Source organism: Pseudomonas frederiksbergensis (assembly GCF_001952935.1).
Classification (GTDB): Bacteria; Pseudomonadota; Gammaproteobacteria; order Pseudomonadales; family Pseudomonadaceae; genus Aquipseudomonas; species Aquipseudomonas frederiksbergensis.
The window spans coordinates 1,245,571-1,266,486 of record NZ_CP018319.1; the positions used below are offsets into that span (position 1 = coordinate 1,245,571).

20 protein-coding genes are annotated in these 20,916 nt (G+C 59.1%); 4 read left to right on the forward strand and 16 right to left on the reverse strand.

Annotation, left to right across the window (positions count from 1 at the left end):
* Positions 1-112: 112 nt before the first annotated feature.
* Positions 113-880, reverse strand: coding sequence for a sulfite exporter TauE/SafE family protein (locus PFAS1_RS05965; RefSeq protein ID WP_076028526.1), 768 nt, complete (start codon positions 878-880; stop codon positions 113-115).
* 100 nt (positions 881-980) lie between these two features.
* Here PFAS1_RS05965 and PFAS1_RS05970 point away from each other — a divergent pair, with 100 nt between their 5' ends.
* From PFAS1_RS05970 to PFAS1_RS05980, 3 genes are all read left to right on the forward strand, one after another.
* A complete protein-coding gene (locus PFAS1_RS05970; protein WP_076028527.1) occupies positions 981-1,931 on the forward strand; it encodes a LysR family transcriptional regulator in 951 nt (316 codons plus the stop codon).
* 87 nt (positions 1,932-2,018) lie between these two features.
* Positions 2,019-3,398 (forward strand): exodeoxyribonuclease VII large subunit, encoded by a 1,380-nt coding sequence (gene xseA / locus PFAS1_RS05975; protein WP_076028528.1) that lies wholly within the window; start codon positions 2,019-2,021, stop codon positions 3,396-3,398.
* Between the two features lie 3 nt (positions 3,399-3,401).
* Positions 3,402-4,223 (forward strand): peptidoglycan DD-metalloendopeptidase family protein, encoded by an 822-nt coding sequence (locus PFAS1_RS05980; protein ID WP_076028529.1) that lies wholly within the window; start codon positions 3,402-3,404, stop codon positions 4,221-4,223.
* 133 nt (positions 4,224-4,356) lie between these two features.
* On the opposite strand, the gene PFAS1_RS05985 is transcribed toward PFAS1_RS05980, so the two are convergent.
* Positions 4,357-4,641 carry a hypothetical protein gene (locus PFAS1_RS05985; RefSeq protein WP_232252210.1) on the reverse strand — a complete coding sequence of 95 codons (285 nt, stop codon included), beginning with the start codon at positions 4,639-4,641 and terminating at the stop codon, positions 4,357-4,359.
* A gap of 471 nt (positions 4,642-5,112) precedes the next feature.
* On the opposite strand from PFAS1_RS05985, the gene leuA reads away from it, so the two are divergent.
* Positions 5,113-6,792 (forward strand): 2-isopropylmalate synthase, encoded by a 1,680-nt coding sequence (leuA, locus tag PFAS1_RS05995; protein WP_008147766.1) that lies wholly within the window; start codon positions 5,113-5,115, stop codon positions 6,790-6,792.
* A gap of 169 nt (positions 6,793-6,961) precedes the next feature.
* Here the strand turns inward: leuA and PFAS1_RS06000 are convergent, their stop codons facing one another.
* The 14 genes from PFAS1_RS06000 to hscA all read right to left on the reverse strand — a co-directional run bounded on the left by PFAS1_RS06000 (position 6,962) and on the right by hscA (position 20,901).
* Positions 6,962-7,753: an amidohydrolase gene (locus PFAS1_RS06000; protein WP_076028530.1), complete on the reverse strand. Its 792-nt coding sequence runs from the start codon at positions 7,751-7,753 to the stop codon at positions 6,962-6,964.
* Positions 7,741-8,889: a pyridoxal phosphate-dependent aminotransferase gene (locus tag PFAS1_RS06005; RefSeq protein ID WP_076028531.1), complete on the reverse strand. Its 1,149-nt coding sequence runs from the start codon at positions 8,887-8,889 to the stop codon at positions 7,741-7,743. The genes PFAS1_RS06000 and PFAS1_RS06005 overlap by 13 nt, the downstream gene beginning before the upstream one ends.
* Before the next feature lie 235 nt (positions 8,890-9,124).
* Complete coding sequence (der, locus tag PFAS1_RS06010) at positions 9,125-10,594, reverse strand: ribosome biogenesis GTPase Der (protein ID WP_046046039.1); 1,470 nt, start codon at positions 10,592-10,594, stop codon at positions 9,125-9,127.
* A 139-nt stretch (positions 10,595-10,733) separates the two neighbouring features.
* The gene (gene bamB, locus PFAS1_RS06015) at positions 10,734-11,885 is read right to left on the reverse strand and encodes an outer membrane protein assembly factor BamB (RefSeq protein ID WP_074873954.1); all 1,152 of its coding nucleotides are present in this window, start codon (positions 11,883-11,885) and stop codon (positions 10,734-10,736) included.
* Positions 11,878-12,519, reverse strand: a complete 642-nt coding sequence (locus PFAS1_RS06020; RefSeq protein ID WP_074873953.1) for a YfgM family protein — start codon at positions 12,517-12,519, stop codon at positions 11,878-11,880. The genes bamB and PFAS1_RS06020 overlap by 8 nt, the downstream gene beginning before the upstream one ends.
* Positions 12,520-12,559: 40 nt before the next feature.
* Positions 12,560-13,849 (reverse strand): histidine--tRNA ligase, encoded by a 1,290-nt coding sequence (hisS, locus tag PFAS1_RS06025; protein ID WP_076028532.1) that lies wholly within the window; start codon positions 13,847-13,849, stop codon positions 12,560-12,562.
* A 38-nt stretch (positions 13,850-13,887) separates the two neighbouring features.
* Positions 13,888-14,997 carry a flavodoxin-dependent (E)-4-hydroxy-3-methylbut-2-enyl-diphosphate synthase gene (gene ispG / locus PFAS1_RS06030; protein WP_076028533.1) on the reverse strand — a complete coding sequence of 370 codons (1,110 nt, stop codon included), beginning with the start codon at positions 14,995-14,997 and terminating at the stop codon, positions 13,888-13,890.
* 3 nt (positions 14,998-15,000) lie between these two features.
* Positions 15,001-16,014 (reverse strand): RodZ domain-containing protein, encoded by a 1,014-nt coding sequence (locus PFAS1_RS06035; protein ID WP_076028534.1) that lies wholly within the window; start codon positions 16,012-16,014, stop codon positions 15,001-15,003.
* Positions 16,014-16,772: a type IV pilus biogenesis/stability protein PilW gene (gene pilW, locus PFAS1_RS06040; RefSeq protein ID WP_074873949.1), complete on the reverse strand. Its 759-nt coding sequence runs from the start codon at positions 16,770-16,772 to the stop codon at positions 16,014-16,016. Before pilW ends, PFAS1_RS06035 begins: the two co-directional genes overlap by 1 nt.
* Positions 16,773-16,784: 12 nt before the next feature.
* Positions 16,785-17,933, reverse strand: coding sequence for a dual-specificity RNA methyltransferase RlmN (gene rlmN, locus PFAS1_RS06045; RefSeq protein WP_074873948.1), 1,149 nt, complete (start codon positions 17,931-17,933; stop codon positions 16,785-16,787).
* Positions 17,934-17,961: 28 nt separating this feature from the next.
* Entirely contained in the window at positions 17,962-18,387 is a 426-nt protein-coding gene (gene ndk, locus PFAS1_RS06050; protein WP_007903599.1) for a nucleoside-diphosphate kinase, read from the reverse strand.
* 92 nt (positions 18,388-18,479) lie between these two features.
* Positions 18,480-18,680: a Fe-S cluster assembly protein IscX gene (gene iscX, locus PFAS1_RS06055; protein ID WP_008147746.1), complete on the reverse strand. Its 201-nt coding sequence runs from the start codon at positions 18,678-18,680 to the stop codon at positions 18,480-18,482.
* A 14-nt stretch (positions 18,681-18,694) separates the two neighbouring features.
* Positions 18,695-19,036 carry an ISC system 2Fe-2S type ferredoxin gene (gene fdx / locus PFAS1_RS06060; RefSeq protein WP_074873947.1) on the reverse strand — a complete coding sequence of 114 codons (342 nt, stop codon included), beginning with the start codon at positions 19,034-19,036 and terminating at the stop codon, positions 18,695-18,697.
* A gap of 2 nt (positions 19,037-19,038) precedes the next feature.
* A complete protein-coding gene (hscA, locus tag PFAS1_RS06065) occupies positions 19,039-20,901 on the reverse strand; it encodes a Fe-S protein assembly chaperone HscA (protein WP_074873946.1) in 1,863 nt (620 codons plus the stop codon).
* Between the last annotated feature and the right edge of the window lie 15 nt (positions 20,902-20,916).

Below are 20,916 nucleotides of genomic sequence, written 5' to 3' on the forward strand. Positions count from 1 at the left end.
CGACGATAGCGGTTTAACATTCAATAATGTTGTCGACTGGTAAACCGCTATCGCGAGCAGGCTCACTCCTACAGGATTTTCGGGCGGCAGCTTAATCCCTGACACTCTCAGGTCAAGTACTCAAATACCGCCCAATCAATGCAATTCCGCTGGCCAGCACCAACCAGGTCACCAGCCGCACAAACGCCTCGCGGGACAACCTCATGGTCAACCGCCGGCCGATCCACAGCCCTAATGCCATGGCCGGCAATAAACACAGCGCCAATACCAACAAGGGTAGCTCGGCGTACACACCGGCGACGGCAAACAGGCTCAAACGCACCACCGTGCTGCAACTGATCAGCGCACTCTGGGTCGCCCGGGCCGACTCTTTGGGCAGGCGGCTGTTCAAATAGATCGCATATAAAAAGCCGCCACTGCCAAACAATGCCCCGAACATCCCGCCCACCGTGCCCATCGGCACGGCCCAAGCGGCGGACAATCGCGCCGGACGGGTTTTAATCCACAGGCTGTAAATCGCATAAGCGCTGATAAACAGCCCCATTAACAGCAGCAAAACATCGGACTTCAGGTTCAACAGAAAAATAACCCCCAACGTACAGCCCACCGCCATGCACGGCAGAAGTCGCAGCAACTCAGGCTTCGCCACATTACGTCGCGAAGGCAACAGATTGCCGAACGCCGCGACAAAATCCAGCAGCACCAACAGCGGCACGATCTTCGACAGCGGCATGAACAGGATCAGAATTGGCCCGGCCACTAGCGCGGTACCAAAACCAGCGATGCCGAATACGATGTAGGCCAAGGCAACGCCCAATCCAATCACCAGCCAATCCACCGCACCCCACGGCCATTGGTTTAACAACTCCAGCACATTCATCGATACGGCTTCCTTTTATTCCTGCGATGACTTTAGCCAGCACCGAGCGTTGCGACTAATATCTTCAACGTCGACCACCCATCTCGAAAAGGCATACCTGGTGCTTTCAACCCGCCAATTGCGTTACTTCGTGGAAATCGCCGAAAGCGGCAGCTTCAGCGCTGCAGCCGAACGACTGTTTATTGCGCAATCCGCCTTGAGCCGGCAGATAAAGGACATGGAAACCCGGCTGCAAACGCCGCTGTTCGAACGCACCGCGCGCCAGCCTCGACTGACGGCAGCGGGTGAAGCCTTTTTGCCTCGGGCGAGAAACCTGCTGAACGAACTGACCAAGGCCAGCGAGATGGCCACTCAGGTGGGCAGCGGTCAACTCGGCGTGTTGCGCCTGGGTCACTCCAGCACTGTGCCTATGAGTGGTCGGCTGTTGCGAGGCATCAGCGACTATCTGGATCGGCACGCCGGTGTGTCCATGGACATCGTCAAGCTGTCCTCCGAGGCGCAACTGGAAGAATTGGCAGAAGGTCGTCTCGATGTGGGACTGTTGCGCCTGCCGGTGCTGCGTCAGCGTGAAGGGGTGCAGATTGTTCCGCTGTACCGCGAGCGTTTGTTGCTGGCAGTGCCTCCGAATCATCGGCTGGCTGTGGATAAGTCCGCGCCTGGCATCGATCTGGCGCAGTTGAAGAATGAAGCGTTTATTTCCATCCCTCATCCACAGCGTGGTGGCCTGAGCTATCTTTCCGCCGAGTTGTGCATGCGCCAAGGGTTCTTTCCCCAGGCGGCTCGGGTGGTGTCGCGCAAAACCACGCAACTGCAATTGATCCAGGCCGGGTTCGGCATCGCGTTGTTACCGGAATCGATGCAGGACATCGCGCCGCCGGATATCCACTTTCTGCCCTTGGCCGATCCCGATTGCCACAGCACGGTCGCCCTCGCCTGCCGGCAAAATCCCACGGCACTGGTTCAGCAATTTATCAATACCTGCACAAATCCCTGTGGGAGCGGGCTTGCTCGCGAAGGCGGCGTGACAGTCGACATTAATGTTGAATGTTAAACCGTTTTCGCGAGCAAGCCCGCTCCCACAAAAGGGATGTGCGTGAAGCATGGAGATTGTTTGTCGAATGCCTTTAAACTGCGCCCCATGATTAAAGATCCCTTTGCAAGACTCGGCCTGGACCGTGAAGTCCTGACTGTCAGCCAGCTCAACGGCCGCGCGCGGGTGTTGCTCGAAGACGTGTTCAGCAACATCTGGGTCGAAGGCGAAATCTCCAACCTCGCCCGTCCGGCGTCCGGCCACGTGTATTTCACCCTCAAGGACAGCGGTGCCCAGGTGCGTTGCGCACTGTTCCGGCAGAACGCGGCGCGGGTGCGTCAGGCATTGAAGGATGGCCTGGCGGTCAAGGTCCGCGGCAAGGTTTCGCTGTTCGAGGGCCGTGGCGATTACCAGTTGATCCTCGATACCGTGGAGCCGGCCGGCGACGGTGCGCTGCGTCAGGCCTTTGACGCATTGAAGGAAAAACTCAGCGCCGAAGGCCTGTTCAGCGCCGAACGCAAAGTGCCGCTGCCGGCGCATCCGCAACGCATCGGCATCATCAGCTCGCCCACCGGCGCGGTGATTCGCGACATCATCAGCGTATTCCGCCGCCGTGCGCCGCAGATCCAACTGACGTTGATCCCTACTGCCGTGCAGGGCCGCGAAGCCACTGCGCAGATTGTCCGCGCATTGAAACTGGCGGACGCCCGCGGTTTCGATGCCTTGATCCTGGCCCGTGGCGGTGGTTCGCTGGAAGACCTTTGGTGCTTCAACGAAGAAGCCGTAGCGCGCGCCGTGGATGCCTGCGTGACACCGATTGTCAGCGCCGTCGGCCATGAAACCGACGTATCGATCAGCGACTTCGTGGCCGACGTCCGCGCCCCGACGCCGTCCGCCGCCGCCGAACTGCTCGCGCCGGATTCCAGTGACCTGGTCCGTCGGCTCGAAAGCCTGCATCGACGGCTGGTAATGCGTATCCGCGACCGCTTGATACGTGATCGACTGCGCCTGGAAGGCATGTCCCGCCGTTTGCGTCATCCCGGCGAACGTCTGCGCCAGCAAGCGCAGCGCCTGGACGATCTGGACATGCGCATGCGCCGCGCGTTCGAGCGCAGCCTCAATACCCGTCGCGAACGGTTGATCCGCCTGGAAACCCGCCTCGCCGGGCAACATCCGGGACGGCAACTGGCGATGCTCCGTCAGCGCCTCGACAGCCTCGCCGAGCGCCTGCCCCGTGCAATGCGCGAAGGGCTCAAATCCCGTCGCCTGCAACTGCAAAGCCAGATGCAGACGCTGCACGTGGTCAGCCCGTTGGCGACCCTTGGTCGTGGCTACAGCATCTTGCTGGACGAACGCGGCAACGCGATCCGCAATGCCGCGCAAACCCACACCGGCCAGCGCCTGAAAGCCAAACTAGGCGAAGGCGAACTGCAAGTGCGGGTCGAAGACAATCACCTGACGCCCGTCACCCTTTCTTTACTGGATTGATCCATGCCGCGTTTTTTAGCTCCGCTGCTGTTGCTGTGCCTGACCTTCAATGCCCACGCCGACAGCTACATCACCCGCCTGTTGAACAAACCGGTGCCGGGCGGCGTGGCCGTGGTCGATCTCGGCAACTCTGCCCAGGCGCCGAAAGCCAGCTACCAAGGCAAACCGGTATTGGTGGTCAAGGAACAGAACAACTGGCTGGCGATTGTCGGTGTGCCGCTGACGGTTAAACCGGGCACGCAGCAGGTCAGCAGTGGCGGGCGGAATCTGAGCTTCACGGTCGGCTACAAGAAATACCCGGAACAGCACATCACGTTGAAAAATAAGCAGCAGGTCAACCCGGATCCGGAAAACCTCAAGCGCATTGAACGCGAACTGGCCGAGCAGATAACTGCCTACCGCACGTTCAGCCCGAATACGCCGAGCAATTTGCTGTTGGACAAACCGGTGAACGGGCCGCTGTCGAGCAAGTTCGGCGTGCGCCGTTTCTTCAACGGAGAAGAACGTAATCCCCACTCTGGCCTGGATTTCGCCGTGGGCGCTGGCACACCGATCAAGACCCCGGCTGCCGGCAAGGTGATTCTGATCGGCAACTACTTCTTCAACGGCAACACAGTGTTTGTCGACCATGGGCAGGGGTTTATCAGCATGTTTTGCCACATGTCGAAAATCGACGTGAAGGTTGGCCAACCATTGGCCCGTGGTGGAGTGGTCGGGAAAGTGGGCGCCACCGGGCGCGCGACCGGGCCGCATATGCACTGGAATATCAGCTTGAATGATGCGCGGGTTGATCCGGCGATTTTTATTGGGGCGTTTCAGCCGTAAATTGCCGTTGAGGCGACCGGCCTCATCGTCGGAACGCCGCCCGGAGCAGGCTCACTCCCACATTGGATTTGTGTTCACCATAGATCAACTGTAGGAGTGAGCCTGCTCGCGATGGCGGCGTAACAGACACCATCTATTCAGCTTCCAGGTCCTCAATCCCATGAATCTCCCTGTGCGCCAGGCACTCTTTGATCCACGCCTGAGTCTCCTCCGAGAAGCCCGCCAACTCTTCAGCGCTGATCAACTCATGAGTACACAGCCCCAGCAAGTGAGCAGGCGCCTCATTGCGTGAGTGACGGAAAACGCCAAACGCCCAATACAGCTCCTGTTGACCCGCCTTCAGCCTTTCCTCACTGGCTTCAATCCGCTCGTATGGCGCGATGCTTTTATCCAGCACTAAGCGCTCGACCTCATCCATGATGCGGATGCACAGCCGCTCATGGGCCAACGGACGCAGCGCGCTATTAAAGCTTCCAATCCGACTCGTTCATTGTCGACTCCTGCCTGCCAGTAGTCCTCGGTGAGGCTTTAAGAATAGCCGCGCCGGCACGCCCCATCACCGAAAGCCTTCAATTGCGCATCGCTCAAACCTCGCGCAAACATAAAAACAATCAGCGCCATTCACCGCAATAAAATCTCGATAACCACGACTTTTCGAGGATTCCTCTCAATTTTTTGAGACCGCTTGCCATCCTTCACCCTCGCGGTTAGGGTTGAAGGCATGAAAACCTCTCACACCCTCATTCAGCTTCGCCAGCACCGCAGCCTGTGCCTTGTCAGTGCACGACTGCCAGGCTGAATCGCGGTGCCTCGTCCTACGCTTTATCCCCAGAACATTTGATCCACCGGCAGGCCGCCTTTTTTCGGCCCACACAATAAGGATTTCCCGATGAGCATGCTCAAAGACCCGTCTTCGAAATACCGCGCGTTCCCGACCATCGACATCCCGGACCGCACCTGGCCATCGAAGACCATTACCGCCGCGCCGATCTGGTGCAGCTCCGACCTTCGTGACGGTAACCAGTCGCTGATCGAGCCAATGGACGCGGTCAAGAAGCTGCGTTTCTGGAAAACCCTGGTGTCGGTCGGCGTTAAAGAAATCGAAGCGTCGTTCCCGGCGGCTTCGCAAACCGACTTCGACTTCGTGCGCACCCTGATCGAAGGCAACCACATCCCGGACGACACCACCATTCAGGTGCTGACCCAGGGCCGTGAAGATTTGATCGAGCGCACTTTCGAATCCCTGCGCGGGGCGAAGAAAGCCATCGTTCATTTGTACAACGCCACCTCCCCGTCCTTCCGTCGCATCGTCTTCAACCAGGACAAGGAAGGGGTCAAGGCCATCGCCGTGAACGCGGCCAAGCTGTTCGTCAAATATGCCGCCCAGCAGCCAAACACCGAGTGGACCTTCGAATACTCGCCAGAAACCTTCAGCGCCACCGAGCTCGAGTTCGCCAAGGAAGTCTGCGACGCCGTCATCGAAGTCTGGAACCCGACGCCTGAGCACAAGGTGATTCTCAACCTGCCTGCCACTGTCGAATGCGCGACCCCGAACATCTATGCCGACCAGATCGAATGGTTCGGCCGTCACATCAACCGTCGTGACAGCGTGATCATCAGCCTGCACACCCACAACGACCGTGGCACTGGCGTTGCGGCTACCGAACTGGGCCTGATGGCCGGCGCCGACCGTGTCGAAGGCTGCCTGTTCGGCAACGGCGAGCGTACCGGTAACGTCGACTTGGTCACTGTGGCGCTGAACCTCTACACCCAAGGCATTCACCCTGAGCTGGACTTCTCCGACATCGACGGCGTGCGCAAAGTCGTCGAAGAATGCAACCAGATTCAGGTGCACCCACGTCACCCGTACGTCGGCGACCTGGTGCACACCGCGTTCTCCGGCTCCCACCAGGACGCCATCCGCAAGGGCTTCGCCCAGCAAAAACCAGACGCCCTGTGGGAAGTGCCGTACTTGCCGATCGACCCGGCCGACATCGGCCGCAGCTACGAGGCGGTGATCCGCGTCAACAGCCAGTCGGGCAAGGGCGGTATCGCCTATCTGCTGGAACAGGAATACGGCATCAGCTTGCCGCGTCGCATGCAGATCGAGTTCAGCCAAGTGGTGCAGCGTGAAACCGATCGCCTGGGCCTCGAGATGACGGCTCAGCAGATCCATGCCCTGCTGCACAGCGAGTACTTGCAGGCCAACACCCCGTACGCGCTGGTCAGCCATCGCTTGCAGGAAGAAAACGGTCACAGCGCCGTGGAAGTGGAAGTCTCGGGCAAAGGTCAGGGCGAAACCAACCTGCACTGGCGTGGCAAGGGCAACGGTGCCCTGGAAGCGCTGGTGGCCGGTCTGCCGATTCCGGTTGAAATCATGGACTACAACGAACACGCCATCGGTTCGGGCACCAATGCCAAGGCGGCGGCTTACATCGAGCTGCGTGTGAACGGTGAACGTGCGGTGCACGGCGTCGGTATCGATGAAAACATCACCACCGCCAGCTTCAAGGCTTTGTTCAGCGCGCTTAACCGCTCGCTGAGCCAGCCGGAAGCGAAAGCGGCGTAAGCCTTCGCTGCAATGCAAAAGGCCCCGGGGTGCGAACCTCGGGGTTTTTTTTTGTTGATTGTTCCCACGCTCTGCGTGGGAATGCAGCCCGGGACGCTCCGCGTCCCATCAGAAGCCGAACGCAGAGCGTCCGTTGAGGCATTCCCACGCAGAGCGTGGGAACGATCGGTTACGTGAACTCGAAGGTATCGGCATCCAGATTCGCCGGAAACCGCGTGCGGTAAGCTTGAAGATCGGCAGCATTCAGAACAACCTGAAACACCCCGTCCGCCTCGCCTGCACTGAGCAAAGTCTCCCCCTGGAAATCCAGCACCTGGCTATCACCGGTGTAGGCAAAACCCTTTCCGTCAGTACCCACGCGATTCACCGCCGCCACATAGCAAAGGTTTTCAATCGCCCGCGCTGGCAGCAAACGATTCCAGTGCTGACGCCGCGCCCCCGGCCAGTTGGCGGTGTACAGCAGCAAATCAGTGTCCTGAGCATCGCGGCTCCAGACCGGGAAGCGCAGGTCGTAGCAAATCAGCGGACGCACGCGCCAGCCCTTGAGTTCGAACTGCACCTGACGCTCGCCCGGGGTGAAGTGGTTGTGCTCGCCGGCCATGCGGAACAGATGCCGCTTGTCGTAATGCCACACCTCGCCGTCCGGCCGCGCCCACAACAGACGATTGCGATGACTGCCGTCAGCCACCTGGACGATGATGCTGCCGGTGATCACGGCATCCAGTTTCGCCGCCTGAACCCGCAGCCATTTACTGGTGGGACCGTTTTCCGGCTCGGCGAGGGTCTCGGACTCCATCGAGAAACCGGTGGTGAACATCTCCGGCAGGATGATCAGGTCAGCGCCGCGAGCCTGTTCCAGCAACGGCTCGAAATGCTCCAGATTGGCCTGACGATCGTGCCAGGCCAGGGTGGTCTGGATCAGCGCGATGTTCAGATTGGGCAGCGCACTCAGATCACGCATAGTTTTTCCGCTGCTTCACGCAGGGTCTCCTCACGTTTGGCAAAGCACAGGCGCACCAGGCGCTGGCCTTCGGGTGGGGTCTGGTAGAACACCGAGATCGGGATGCTCGCCACGCCATGTTCGCGGGTCATCCACAACGCCATCTCGACATCGTTGAGGTCCGGGCGGATCTGCGAGTAGTCGACCAATTGGAAATACGTACCGGTCACTCGGGTGAAACTGAAGCGCGACGGCATCAGCAGATCGCAGAACAGATCGCGCTTGGCCTGATAGAACGCCGGCAGTTCTTCAACGTGTTCCGGGTGCTCGGCCATGAAGTCGGCCAAAGCATATTGCAGCGGCGTTACACCGCAGAAACTGACGTATTGGTGAACCTTGCGCAGCTCCGCTGTGAGGGCCGGCGGTGCGACCACGTAGCCGGTTTTCCAGCCAGTGACGTGATAGGTCTTGCCAAAGGAGCTGACCACGAAAGCACGCTGATACAGCTCTTCGTGATTCAACACGCTGACGTGGGGCACGCCATCGAACACCAGGTGTTCGTAGACCTCATCACTGATGACATAGATGTCGCGATCGCGAATTAACGCCGCCAGCTGATCCAGCTCTGCACGATTGATCAGCGCGCCACTTGGGTTATGCGGGGTGTTGAGGATGATCATCCGCGTGCGCGGCGAAATGGCTTCACCGAGCTTCTGAAAGTCGATGGCGAAGTCATTCAGGCCCAACGACACATGAACGCAACGACCACCGGCCAGTTCAACCGAGGGCTCATAACTGTCATAGGCCGGGTCGAACACAATCACTTCGTCGCCGATGCGGATAACCGCTTGAATAGCGCAGAAGATCGCCTGGGTGGCGCCGGGCGTGACGGTCACTTCATGGTCGACATCCACATTGACGCCGTAGCTGCGCGCGATCTTTGCCGCAATCTGCTGACGCAATGCCGGAAGGCCGGTCATCGGCGAATACTGGTTGTGGCCATTGGCGATATGCCGACCGACCGCATCGCACAGGGCCTGCGGGGCATCGAAGTCGGGAAAACCCTGGGACAGGTTCAGCGCCCCGGTTTGCGCCGCGAGCTGAGACATCTGCGTGAAGATAGTGATGCCGACATTCGGCAGCTTACTGGTGATCATCGGTGATTCCCTGCTCAACACCCGGCTCTAACGGCGGCGCGGGAGAGCCCGAGAATAGCCCAAACAACGCCCACAAAAAAAGGGCGCCAATTGGCGCCCTTCTCTAATCTGATCGTTCCCACGCTCCCGCGTGGGAATGCATCCCGTGACGCTCTGCGTCACATTCGCGGTGGACGCAGAGCGTCCATGGTGGCATTCCCACGCAGAGCGTGGGAACGATCAATATCCACCTGAATCAGCGCTTGTCACGGCGCTTCTTGTCGGCTTTCTTGTGGTGCGACATCATCCGACGCTTCTTGTTGACCTGGCGGTCGGTCAGCGAGTTCTTGTTGCCTTCGTACGGGTTCTCCCCGCCCTTGAACTCGATGCGGATCGGCGTACCGACCAGCTTCAAGACACGGCGATAAGTGTTTTCCAGATAGCGCACGTAAGACTTCGGCACCTTCTCGATCTGGTTACCGTGAATCACGATGATCGGCGGGTTGGCACCACCCAAGTGGGCATAACGCAGCTTGATCCGACGGTTGTTAACCATCGGCGGCGCGTGCTCACCGACAGCATCTTCCAGAATCGTGGTCAAGCGGTTGGTTGGCCAGCGGGTGACCGCCGACTTGAACGAGTTCTGCACGGAGGCGTAGAGATTGCCCACGCCCGTGCCGTGCAAGGCCGAGATGAAGTGAATGTCAGCGTAGTCAACGAAGAACAGTCGGCGTTGCAGCTCGACCTTCACGAAGTCGCGCTCGCTCGGGGTCATGCCGTCCCACTTGTTGATCGCGATCACCAGCGCACGACCCGACTCAATGGCGAAGCCCAGCAAGTTGAGGTCGTGGTCGACCACGCCTTCGCGGGCGTCCATCACAAAGATCACCACGTTGGCGTCTTTGATCGCCTGCAGGGTTTTCACCACGGAGAATTTTTCAACTTCTTCGTGAATCTTGCCGCGCTTGCGCACGCCGGCGGTGTCGATCAGCGTGTACTTCTCGTCGTTACGCTCGAACGGGATGTAGATACTGTCGCGCGTGGTGCCGGGCTCGTCATAGACGATTACCCGGTCTTCACCGAGCATACGGTTGACCAGGGTCGACTTGCCGACGTTAGGACGGCCGATGATCGCGATCTTGATCCCGTCTTTTTCGCTTGGGCCAGGAATGCGCTTGGCTTCCTCGCCTTCGGCAACGATCTCTTCCTCGCCTTCTTCCAGTTCATCATCGTCTTTCGGGAAGTCGCTGAGGGCGATTTCCAGCATCTGGGTGATGCCACGACCATGAGCACCGGCGATCGGGATCGCGTGGCCCATGCCCAACGGGGCGAATTCGGCGCGGGCCATTTCAGGGTCGATGTTGTCGACCTTGTTGGCAACCACGTAAGAACGCTTGTTACGTTTGCGCAAATGCTCGGCGATCATCTGGTCGGCGGCGGTGAAACCGGCCTTGGCATCTACCAGGAACAGAACGACATCCGCTTCTTCAATGGCCAGCAGCGACTGCTCGGCCATTTTTTCGTCCATACCGTGCTCGTCACCGGAGATACCGCCGGTGTCGACCAGAATGTAGGAACGCCCTTGCCACTTGGCCTCACCGTATTGGCGATCACGGGTCAGACCGGACAAGTCGCCGACGATGGCGTCACGAGTCCTGGTCAGGCGGTTGAACAAGGTGGACTTGCCGACGTTCGGTCGGCCCACCAGGGCGATTACGGGAACCATGCGGCTCTCCACTTCGTTATTTCAGAAAATACAAAAGCCGCTGCGAGGCAGCGGCTGGTGCTCGGGGCAGCGCTTGAGGGCGCTGCGAACCTTGCAGAGCAAGGCTGCCTGGGGTTAAACCCCAAGCATAGTCAAACCTTTACTTAATGGTCAGGGCTTCCAGCTTGCCACTGTTGCCATACAGATAAATCGTGTCACCCACCACCAGCGGACGGGCACGCAGGCCATCGCTGTCGATGCGCTCGCGGCCGACGAAACGACCGTCCACCTGGCTCAGCAGATGCAGGTAGCCTTCCATGTCGCCGACTGCAACGTAGCTGGAGAACACTTCCGGAGCCGACAGTTGACGACGAGCCAGCGAATCGTTGCTCCACAAGGCTGTGGTGGAACGTTCGTCGACGCCTTCAACGGTGCCCGAAGACAGACTCACGTAGACGTTGCCAAAACCCTGGGCAACACCGGCATAGCTGGAAGCATCACGCTGCCAGAGCTGACGACCGCTTTGCAGGTCCAGTGCCGCAACGCGACCCTGGTAGCTGGCGACGTACAGCGTTTCGCCGGAAAGCAGCAGGCCGCCGTCGATATCGACAACGCGCTCCAGTTCCGAACGACCCTGTGGAATTGCTACACGTTGTTCCCACACCGGCACGCCGTTGGAAATATCGAGAGCGACCACTTTACCGGTCGACAGGCCAGCCACCGCGAGGCGGTTGGTGACGATCGGCGCGCTGGTGCCGCGCAGGGTCAATACCGCTGGAGTGCTGTCATACAACCAGCGCTGGTTGCCGGTAGCGGCATCCAGACCGATCAGACGGTCATCCTGAGTCTGAACGACAACGACATCACCGTTGTTGGCCGGCGGTGCGAGGACTTCACTGGACACGCGAGCGCGCCATTTCTCTTCACCGTTGATGGCATCCAGGGCAACGATTTCGCCCTTGATCGTACCGATCAGGAGCAGACCGTAACTGACGCCGACAGCGCCGGATACAGGCAATTCGAGATCTTTCTTCCATTTGACGTCGCCATTGCTGCGATCCATCGCCATCACCACACCGGTGACGTCGGCGGCATAGATGGTATCGCCATCGATCGCCGGAACCAGCATGTTGTACGACTGGCCCTGACCGTCACCGATCGAACGACTCCACTGCTTTTGCAGAACCACTTCTTCTTTGAAGTCGGTCAACTCGGCCGGTGGCAGTTCTTTTTTGCTGTTGCTGCTGCAACCCGCGGCCAATATGGCCAGAGCCAGCAATGCTGCATGTTTCCAACGAATCACGTCACGCATCCCCTTTGGCCAGATCGTCCAGCTTGATTTGCAGGCCACCCACTGCCGCTTCATCCGACAGTGCCGCCTTGGCTTTTTGATACGCCGTGTTCGCTTCGTCGGTACGACCCAACTGCACCAGCAGGTCGCCCTTGAGTTCTTCGCGAGTAGCCAGGAATGCTTTATCGGCATCGCCTTCGAGCAGTTTCAGGGCTTCATCGGCCTTGTTCTGCGCGGCCAGCACCTGCGCCAGGCGCTGACGAGCAATTTCGCCCAGCGCCGGGTTGGCCGGCTTGGCAACAATCGCTTTCAGCTCGCCGGCTGCGTCATCCAGCTTGCCGCTGTCGACCGCAACTTTTGCCATGAACAGGCTGCCGTACTGCGCGTAAGCGCTACCGCCGAACTCGCTGTTGAGCTTGCCGGCCAGGTCCGCAACACGGGCAGCATCAGGCTTGCCGTCGGGCGTCAGCGTGGTTTCCAGCAGTTGCTGATAGAGCACCGAGGCGCCTTGCGACTGATTGCTCTGATACTTTTGAAAAGCCTGCCAGCCGAACACGATGACCAGCGCCAACAGGCCGCCAGTGACCAGGGGCTTGCCGTTGCGTGTCCACCAGTCCTTCAACTCCGCCAGATGTTCGTCTTCGGTACTCGACACCCCAATACTCCTTAATCGCTAAATCGGCTGTTTGACAGCTTCAACCCTGCACGACGCAGGTGGCCAGGTGTGCTGCAAGCGCATCCCAGGCAATGCTTTGTTGTTCGCCCTGGCCACGCAGGGGTTTGAAACCTACCACTTGCTGGGCCATTTCGTCGTCACCGAGGATCAGCGCGTACAACGCACCACTCTTGTCGGCTTTCTTGAACTGGCTTTTGAAGCTGCCGGCACCGGCATTCACTTGCAGGCGCAGGTTGGGCAATTGATCACGAACACGTTCACTCAGGGCCAGGCCGGCCAGCTCGGCGGCTTCACCGAAGGCGCAGAGGTAGACGTCGACCTGACGGGAAATCTCTTCCGGGATCTGCTCCAGGGTTTCAAGCAACAGCACCAGGCGCTCGATGCCCATGGCGAAACCAACGCCAGGGGTCGGCTTGCCGCCCATCTGCTCCACCAGACCGTCGTAACGACCACCGGCACACACGGTGCCCTGGGCGCCCAGTTTGTCGGTGACCCATTCGAAAACGGTCTTGCTGTAGTAATCCAGCCCGCGAACCAGCTTCGGGTTGATCACGTAAGGAATGCCGGCGGCGTCCAGGCGAGCCTTGAGGCCCTCGAAGTGCACGCGGGATTCTTCGTCGAGGTAGTCGGCCATTTTCGGCGCGTCGGCCAACACGGCTTGAGTGTCAGCGTTCTTGGTATCCAGAACCCGCAAAGGGTTGGTTTTCAGACGGCGCTGGCTGTCTTCGTCCAGCATGTCCAAACGGGCCGAAAGGAACTCGACCAACGCTTCGCGATAACGACCACGGGACTCGGCAGTGCCGAGGCTGTTGAGTTCAAGCTTGACCGCATCACGGATGCCCAGCTCGCCCCACAGTCGCCAGGTCAGCACGATCAGCTCGGCGTCGATGTCCGGACCGTCGAGGTTGAAGACTTCGCAACCGATCTGGTGGAACTGGCGATAACGGCCTTTCTGCGGACGTTCGTGGCGGAACATCGGGCCGATGTACCAGAGTTTCTGCACCTGGCCACCGCCGGTGATACCGTGCTCGAGCACCGCACGCACGCAGGCCGCTGTGCCTTCGGGGCGCAGGGTCAGGGAGTCGCCGTTGCGGTCGTCGAAGGTGTACATCTCTTTTTCGACGATGTCGGTCACTTCACCGATGGAGCGCTTGAACAGCTCGGTGAACTCGACGATCGGCATGCGGATCTGCTTGTAACCGTAGTTATCCAGCAAACGCGAGACGGTGCCTTCGAAATGACGCCACAGGGGAGTCTGCTCGGGCAGGATGTCGTTCATGCCACGTATGGCTTGCAGAGACTTGCTCACTTTAAAATCCTTAAATTCGTTCGGCTCTTTAGTCAGGCTCAGCCACGCGCGATCAAGGCAGCGTCAGCTTCGACCTTTTCGGCCGCTTTCTGGCGGATCAAGCGTTCAAGCTCATCCACCAGATTGTCATTCGTCAGTTTCTGCGCCGGCTTGCCATCGATGTAAATCAGGTTTGGCGTGCCGCCGGTCAAGCCGATATGGGCTTCCTTGGCTTCACCCGGTCCGTTGACCACGCAACCGATGACCGCGACATCCAGCGGCACCAGCAGGTCTTCGAGGCGCCCTTCCAGCTCGTTCATGGTCTTGACCACATCGAAGTTCTGCCGCGAGCAGCTCGGGCAGGCGATGAAGTTGATGCCACGGGAACGCAAATGCAGGGATTTGAGAATGTCGTAGCCGACTTTCACTTCCTCGACCGGGTCGGCCGCCAACGAGATGCGAATAGTATCGCCAATCCCTTCGGCGAGCAGCATACCGAGGCCCACGGCGGATTTCACTGTGCCTGAACGCAAACCACCGGCTTCGGTGATGCCCAGGTGCAGCGGCTGGACGATTTCCTTGGCCAGCAAGCGGTAAGCGGCGACGGCCATGAACACGTCGGAAGCTTTCACACTGACCTTGAAGTCCTGGAAATTCAGGCGCTCAAGGTGTTCGACGTGACGCAGGGCAGATTCAACCAGCGCAGCCGGAGTCGGCTCGCCGTATTTCTTTTGCAGGTCTTTTTCCAGGGAACCGGCGTTCACGCCGATGCGGATCGGAATCCCGCGATCGCGAGCGGCATCGACTACCGCACGCACGCGGTCTTCGCGGCCGATGTTGCCCGGATTGATGCGCAGGCAGTCAACGCCCAGTTCGGCTACACGCAGAGCGATTTTGTAGTCGAAGTGGATGTCGGCAACCAACGGCACCTTGACCAGTTGCTTGATCTTGCCGAAGGCTTCAGCGGCATCCATGTCGGGCACGGAAATACGCACGATATCGACGCCAGCCGCTTCCAGACGATTGATCTGGGCCACGGTGGCGGCGACATCGTTGGTGTCGCTGTTGGTCATGCTCTGCACAGCGATAGGCGCATCGCCGCCAACAGGCACGTTACCGACCCAGATCTTGCGAGATTCGCGACGTTTGATTGGAGATTCGCCGTGCATGACTTATTGACCCAACTTCAGGCGAGCAGTCTCGCCACTGGTGAACGGAGCGACATCAACCACCTGCCCGTTGTAGCTGACCTGCGCGCCGCGGGCGAAGCCCAGACGCACGGAAAACGGTGGCTTGCCGCTCACGGAAACGTTTTCGCCTTTGCGCTTGAGACCGCTCAACAACACCTTGCCGGTGCCATCGGTCACTTGCGTCCAGCAATCGGCAGTGTATTGCAGTTGAACCTGACCCTGGCCGGCAACCGGAGCAACCGCTGCCGAAGGGGGAATGGTCGGAGTAACCGAAGCGCTCGCAGGCGGGGTTGATACCACAGGAGCTGTCGGGGCTGGCGCGACTGGAATCGAGACAACCGGAGCGGTGCTGTGGGCAGGTGCAGCGGGCGCTGGTGCAACCGGTGCAGTCGCTTCAGTTTCGGCCGGCGCTTCAGCCGACGTATCGGCTTGCGGCAATGCAAGAGCGGTGGTGCCGTCAGCCTGACCTTGCGCGACGGCCTGGTCTTCCGGCTCGTCCAGCGGATGGATCTGCGTGGTGCCGTCAGCGCCTTCGACTTCCACGTGTTCCGGGCTCAGGCTAGTCAGGTCTTTGGTACGCAATGAGGTCTGATCCTGCCACCAGACAAAACCACCACCGATCACTGCAAACAGCAACAGCAGGCTGACCACTCGCAAAATAGTATGGGAAACCCGAACCGGCTCTTCGATACGTCCCAGGCTATGGACGTTGCTGCCCTGGGAGTCGGTGCCGGTGGATTGGTCGAACTGCTGGACCAGTACGGTTTGATCCATGCCGAGCAATTTCGCGTAGGCACGAATATAACCGCGAGCAAAGGTATGCCCAGGCAGCTTGTCGAAAGCGCCGGCTTCCAGATTGCTCAGGGAATTAACGGTGAGGTTGAGCTTGAGGGCCACTTCGGCCAGCGACCAGCCATTGCTTTCGCGAGCCTGGCGTAAAGTTTCACCGGGATTAACGCGATTCGCTGCTACAACTTCGGGATGCGCCGCTTTCATCATTGCTCCGACAGGTATTGCTGATATTCCGGCGTACCGGGATAGAGTCGTTTTAGTTGCAGGCCAAAACTGGCGGCCTTGTCGCGATCATCAAACACTTTTGCCAGCCGAACGCCGAGCAATAGACTACGTGCATTTTGCTCGGTGAGCAGGCTAAAACGATCGTAATAGTCGCGCGCGGGCACATAATGCCTGTCTTCGAAGGACAACTCAGCCATTTCCAGCAATGCACGCGGTTGTTGGCGATTCAACCGCAGGGCTTTTTCCAGCTGCTGCTGCGCCAGATCGCGCTGCCCCAGCTTCGAAGCGGTCATTCCGAGGTTCTCGAACACCCGCGAACGCTCAGGATACAAAGTGTCGGCCGCGGCCTGTTCAAAGCGCTCGTAAGCTTCTTTGTAGCGTTTCTCTTCGAAAAGAAAACTGCCGTAGTTGTTCAGGATTCGCGCATCGTTGGGGCTGGAAGACAGCGCCTTGCGAAAATGCTTATCCGCCAGCTCCGGCTCCATCTCTGCCTGGAATACCAGACCCAGCGCAGCGTTGGCATCCGGGTCCGAGTCATCCAGGTCCAGCGCTTTCTTCAACGGTACTTTCGCCCGTTCGGTCATGCCCTGCTGCAAGTACCCCAACCCCAGCTGCACATAGGCAACACGCGCTTCATCGCGCCCCTTGCTGGTCTTCATCGGGTTGAAATCGCCCGACAGGACACAACCAGCACACAGGCTGGCCAACAGCAAAAGCAGCGCGAAGCGCAGGGACATAGAGATCCTCTCTTAATTATTGTTCGCAGCGTTCTGTGCGATATCGTTTTCGGCGCTCAACTCGCGCACGGCGATATAACGTTCGCTGCGACGGGTGCGATCCAGCACCTGTCCTACCAATTGGCCACACGCGGCATCGATGTCTTCACCGCGGGTGGTGCGGACGGTGACATTGAAGCCGGCATGGTGAAGCTGATCCTGGAAACGACGAATCGCGTTGTTGCTCGGACGCTCGTAACCGGAATGCGGGAACGGGTTGAACGGAATCAGGTTGATCTTGCACGGGATGTTCTTGAGCAACTCGATCATCTCAACGGCATGTTCAACCTTGTCGTTGATGTCCTTGAGCAAGGTGTACTCGATGGTCAGCACGCGCTTCTCGCCCAGGGACGACATGTAACGCTGGCACGACTCGAGCAGCATCTTAAGCGGATATTTCTTGTTGATCGGCACCAATTGGTTACGCAATGCGTCGTTCGGTGCGTGCAGGGACAACGCCAGGGAGACGTCGATGTGCTTGGACAGCTCATCGATCATCGGCACCACACCCGATGTAGACAGGGTTACGCGGCGCTTGGAGATCCCGTAGCCCAGGTCATCCATCATCAGATGCATGGCGGCAACGACGTTGTCGAAGTTCAGCAGCGGCTCACCCATGCCCATCATCACCACGTTGGTGATGGCACGGTCGGCGGTCGCCGGGATGCTGCCGAACGATTTATTGGCAATCCACACCTGACCGATCACTTCGGCGGCGGTGAGGTTGCTATTGAAACCTTGCTTGCCGGTGGAGCAGAAACTGCAATCCAGGGCACAGCCTGCCTGGGACGAAACGCACAAAGTTCCACGTTTGCCCTGGGGGATGTACACGGTCTCGACGCAGCTGCCGGACGCCACGCGCACCACCCACTTACGGGTGCCATCGGTGGAAATGTCCTCGCTGACCACTTCAGGACCGCGAACCTCGGCAATAGCCTTGAGCTTGTCGCGCAAGGCCTTGCTGACGTTCGTCATGGCGTCGAAATCATCGACGCCAAGGTGGTGAATCCATTTCATTACCTGACCGGCACGGAAACGCTTCTCCCCGATCGAGTCGAAGAATTTTTCCATTTCCTGTTGAGTCAGACCCAGCAGGTTGGTTTTTACAGTCGATGTAGTCATGGATTCACCTTCACTCTTAAGCCAATGCTTAGCGAGTGGTTACTTCAGTAGCTGCGAAGAAGTACGAGATTTCGCGAGCAGCAGCGGCTTCGGAGTCCGAACCGTGTACAGCGTTGGCGTCGATGGAATCAGCGAAGTCAGCGCGGATGGTGCCGGCAGCAGCTTCTTTAGGGTTGGTAGCGCCCATCAGCTCACGGTTCAGAGCGATAGCGTTTTCGCCTTCCAGAACCTGAACGACAACCGGGCCGGAGATCATGAAGGCAACCAGGTCGTTGAAGAAACCACGAGCGCTGTGCTCAGCGTAGAAGCCTTCAGCTTCAGCTTTGGACAGTTGCTTCAGTTTCGAAGCTACAACGCGCAGGCCAGCTTTTTCGAAACGAGTGGTGATCTCGCCGATAACGTTTTTTGCAACAGCGTCAGGCTTGATGATGGAGAAAGTACGTTGAACAGCCATGGTGTAACTCCAGAAACGGTAATTTGCGAAAAATTAAACCCGCGAATTATACGCGGGTTCTTGGGTATTGCCTAACTGCATACGGCGCAGACTCAGTCTGCTTCTTCGATCCAGGCGGCCTGAATGGCTTCAAGCACCTTCTCGCCACCGCGGGTCGGATCATCACTGAACTCCGGCAATGCCAGCACCCATTTGTGCAGATCGACGAAGTTCACATAACGCGGATCCACATCCGGCTTGGATTCAGCCAGCTGGATCGCGATTTCCAGCACATCAACCCATTTCAGACTCATTTCAGTTCCTTGAATCAGTGCGGCGCTTCAGCCGCATGGTTGACCGAGTATTTTGGAATTTCGACAGTCAGGTCTTCATTCCCGACAATCGCCTGACAGCCTAGACGCGATTGCGCCTCCAGACCCCAGGCACGATCCAGAAAGTCTTCTTCCAGCTCATCCGCTTCTTCCAGCGAGTCGAAACCTTCGCGGATGATGCAGTGGCAGGTGGTGCAGGCGCAGACGCCGCCACAGGCGCTTTCCATCTCGATATGGTGTTCGTGGGCCAGCTCGAGAATGGATATGCCAGGCTCAGCCTCCACAACCATACCTTCCGGGCAGAACTTCTCGTGTGGCAGAAAAATGACCTGTGGCATCGTTATTCCTCAATCTCATTCAGGTTGCGCCCCGCCAGCGCGGCTTTCACCGTCGAGTCCAAGCGGCGGGCAGCAAAGGCGTCGGTCACTTGCGACAGACGCTTGGTCTGCTGCTCGATGGCGTAACCATCGGTGCCTTTCATCAGTTCGGTCAGTTCCTGCATCTGCAATTCGATGACCATGCGCTCTTCGGCGTCGAGCAAGCGCTCGCCATCGACGTCGAGGGCGCCCTGCACCGCTTCGATCAGGCGCTGCGCATCGACCTGCTGTTCACGCAAGACACGAGCGACCTTGTCGTCGCTGGCGTGCTGGAAGGAATCCTTGAGCATCTTGGCAATTTCGCCGTCCGTCAGACCGTAGGACGGCTTGACCTGGATGCTGGCCTCAATGCCCGAGCCCAGCTCGCGGGCAGAAACATTGAGCAGACCGTCGGCATCGACCTGGAAAGTCACGCGAATCTTCGCCGCACCGGCCACCATCGCCGGAATGCCGCGCAATTCGAAGCGTGCCAGGGAGCGGCAGTCGCTGATCAGCTCGCGCTCGCCCTGCAATACGTGGATCGCCATGGCCGACTGGCCATCTTTATAAGTCGTGAAGTCCTGAGCGCGGGCGACAGGAATGGTGGTGTTGCGCGGAATCACCTTCTCCATCAGTCCGCCCATGGTTTCCAGCCCCAGGGACAACGGAATCACATCGAGCAGCAGCAGTTCATCGCCATCGCGCTTGTTGCCGGCCAGCGTATCGGCCTGGATCGCGGCTCCGATGGCCACCACTTGATCCGGATCGATTTCGGTCAGCGGCTCGCGACCGAAGGCTTCTGCGACGGCTTCGCGGACGCGAGGCACACGGGTCGAACCGCCCACCATGACGACCGCGTGCACTTCGTCCAGCTCGATGCCGGAATCACGCACAGCGCGGCGACAGGCTTTCAGGCTGCGGGCGACCATTGGCTCGATCAGCGCATTGAAGGCTTCACGGGTCAGCTCGGCTTTCCAGTCGCCATAAGCGACTTCAACGGACGAGGCATTGGTCAGGGCTTCTTTGGCCGCACAAGCGGTTTGCAGCAGATTGCGTTGCGCACCCGGATCGAGGTCAGCAGACAGACCGGCGCTCTCGATGATCCAGCCGGCAATTGCATGGTCGAAGTCATCGCCGCCCAGCGCGCTGTCGCCGCCGGTAGCCAAAACCTCAAACACACCGCCCGTCAGGCGCAGAATCGAAATATCGAAGGTACCGCCGCCCAGGTCATAAATGGCGACCAGGCCTTCAGCGTGCTGATCCAGACCGTAAGCCACAGCGGCGGCAGTCGGCTCGTTGAGCAGCCGCAGCACGTTAAGGCCAGCCAGTTTGGCCGCATCCTTGGTGGCTTGACGCTGAGCATCGTCGAAATAGGCCGGAACGGTGATCACCGCACCTACCAGTTCGCCACCCAACGTCGCTTCGGCGCGCTGACGCAGCACTTTCAGGATATCGGCGGAAACTTCGACCGGGCTTTTCGGGCCCTGGATCGTGTCGATGAACGGCATGTGCGACTCGCCGCCGACGAAGCGGTACGGCAGTTGGTCGCCCAATTGCTTGACGTCGGACAAACCACGACCCATCAAGCGCTTGACCGACAGCACGGTGTTCAAAGGGTCGGTGGCGGCAGCCAGCTTGGCCGACTCGCCGACTTCAACGCGATCAGCGTGGTAGCGCACCGCGGACGGCAGGATGACCTGCCCGTCAGCGTCAGCCAGAGGCTCGGAAAGACCACTGCGCAAAGCAGCGACCAGCGAATTGGTAGTGCCCAAGTCGATCCCCACAGCCAGACGACGCTGGTGCGGTTGAGGACTTTGGCCGGGTTCGGCGATCTGCAGTAGGGCCATCGTTATCAGGACTTA

What these genes read in the sequence shown, in the direction of transcription:
- PFAS1_RS05980 (WP_076028529.1), top strand. Translation starts at nt 3,402, where the DNA reads ATGCCGCGTTTTTTAGCTCCGCTGCTGTTGCTGTGCCTGACCTTCAAT.
- hscA (WP_074873946.1), bottom strand. Translation starts at nt 20,901, where the DNA reads ATGGCCCTACTGCAGATCGCCGAACCCGGCCAAAGTCCTCAACCGCAC.
- pilW (WP_074873949.1), bottom strand. Translation starts at nt 16,772, where the DNA reads ATGTCCCTGCGCTTCGCGCTGCTTTTGCTGTTGGCCAGCCTGTGTGCT.
- der (WP_046046039.1), bottom strand. Translation starts at nt 10,594, where the DNA reads ATGGTTCCCGTAATCGCCCTGGTGGGCCGACCGAACGTCGGCAAGTCC.
- PFAS1_RS05965 (WP_076028526.1), bottom strand. Translation starts at nt 880, where the DNA reads ATGAATGTGCTGGAGTTGTTAAACCAATGGCCGTGGGGTGCGGTGGAT.
- xseA (WP_076028528.1), top strand. Translation starts at nt 2,019, where the DNA reads ATGATTAAAGATCCCTTTGCAAGACTCGGCCTGGACCGTGAAGTCCTG.
- PFAS1_RS06035 (WP_076028534.1), bottom strand. Translation starts at nt 16,014, where the DNA reads ATGAAAGCGGCGCATCCCGAAGTTGTAGCAGCGAATCGCGTTAATCCC.
- PFAS1_RS06005 (WP_076028531.1), bottom strand. Translation starts at nt 8,889, where the DNA reads ATGATCACCAGTAAGCTGCCGAATGTCGGCATCACTATCTTCACGCAG.
- ndk (WP_007903599.1), bottom strand. Translation starts at nt 18,387, where the DNA reads ATGGCTGTTCAACGTACTTTCTCCATCATCAAGCCTGACGCTGTTGCA.
- PFAS1_RS05985 (WP_232252210.1), bottom strand. Translation starts at nt 4,641, where the DNA reads ATGGATGAGGTCGAGCGCTTAGTGCTGGATAAAAGCATCGCGCCATAC.
- PFAS1_RS06000 (WP_076028530.1), bottom strand. Translation starts at nt 7,753, where the DNA reads ATGCGTGATCTGAGTGCGCTGCCCAATCTGAACATCGCGCTGATCCAG.
- bamB (WP_074873954.1), bottom strand. Translation starts at nt 11,885, where the DNA reads ATGCGTGACGTGATTCGTTGGAAACATGCAGCATTGCTGGCTCTGGCC.
- fdx (WP_074873947.1), bottom strand. Translation starts at nt 19,036, where the DNA reads ATGCCACAGGTCATTTTTCTGCCACACGAGAAGTTCTGCCCGGAAGGT.
- iscX (WP_008147746.1), bottom strand. Translation starts at nt 18,680, where the DNA reads ATGAGTCTGAAATGGGTTGATGTGCTGGAAATCGCGATCCAGCTGGCT.
- leuA (WP_008147766.1), top strand. Translation starts at nt 5,113, where the DNA reads ATGAGCATGCTCAAAGACCCGTCTTCGAAATACCGCGCGTTCCCGACC.
- rlmN (WP_074873948.1), bottom strand. Translation starts at nt 17,933, where the DNA reads ATGACTACATCGACTGTAAAAACCAACCTGCTGGGTCTGACTCAACAG.
- ispG (WP_076028533.1), bottom strand. Translation starts at nt 14,997, where the DNA reads ATGCACGGCGAATCTCCAATCAAACGTCGCGAATCTCGCAAGATCTGG.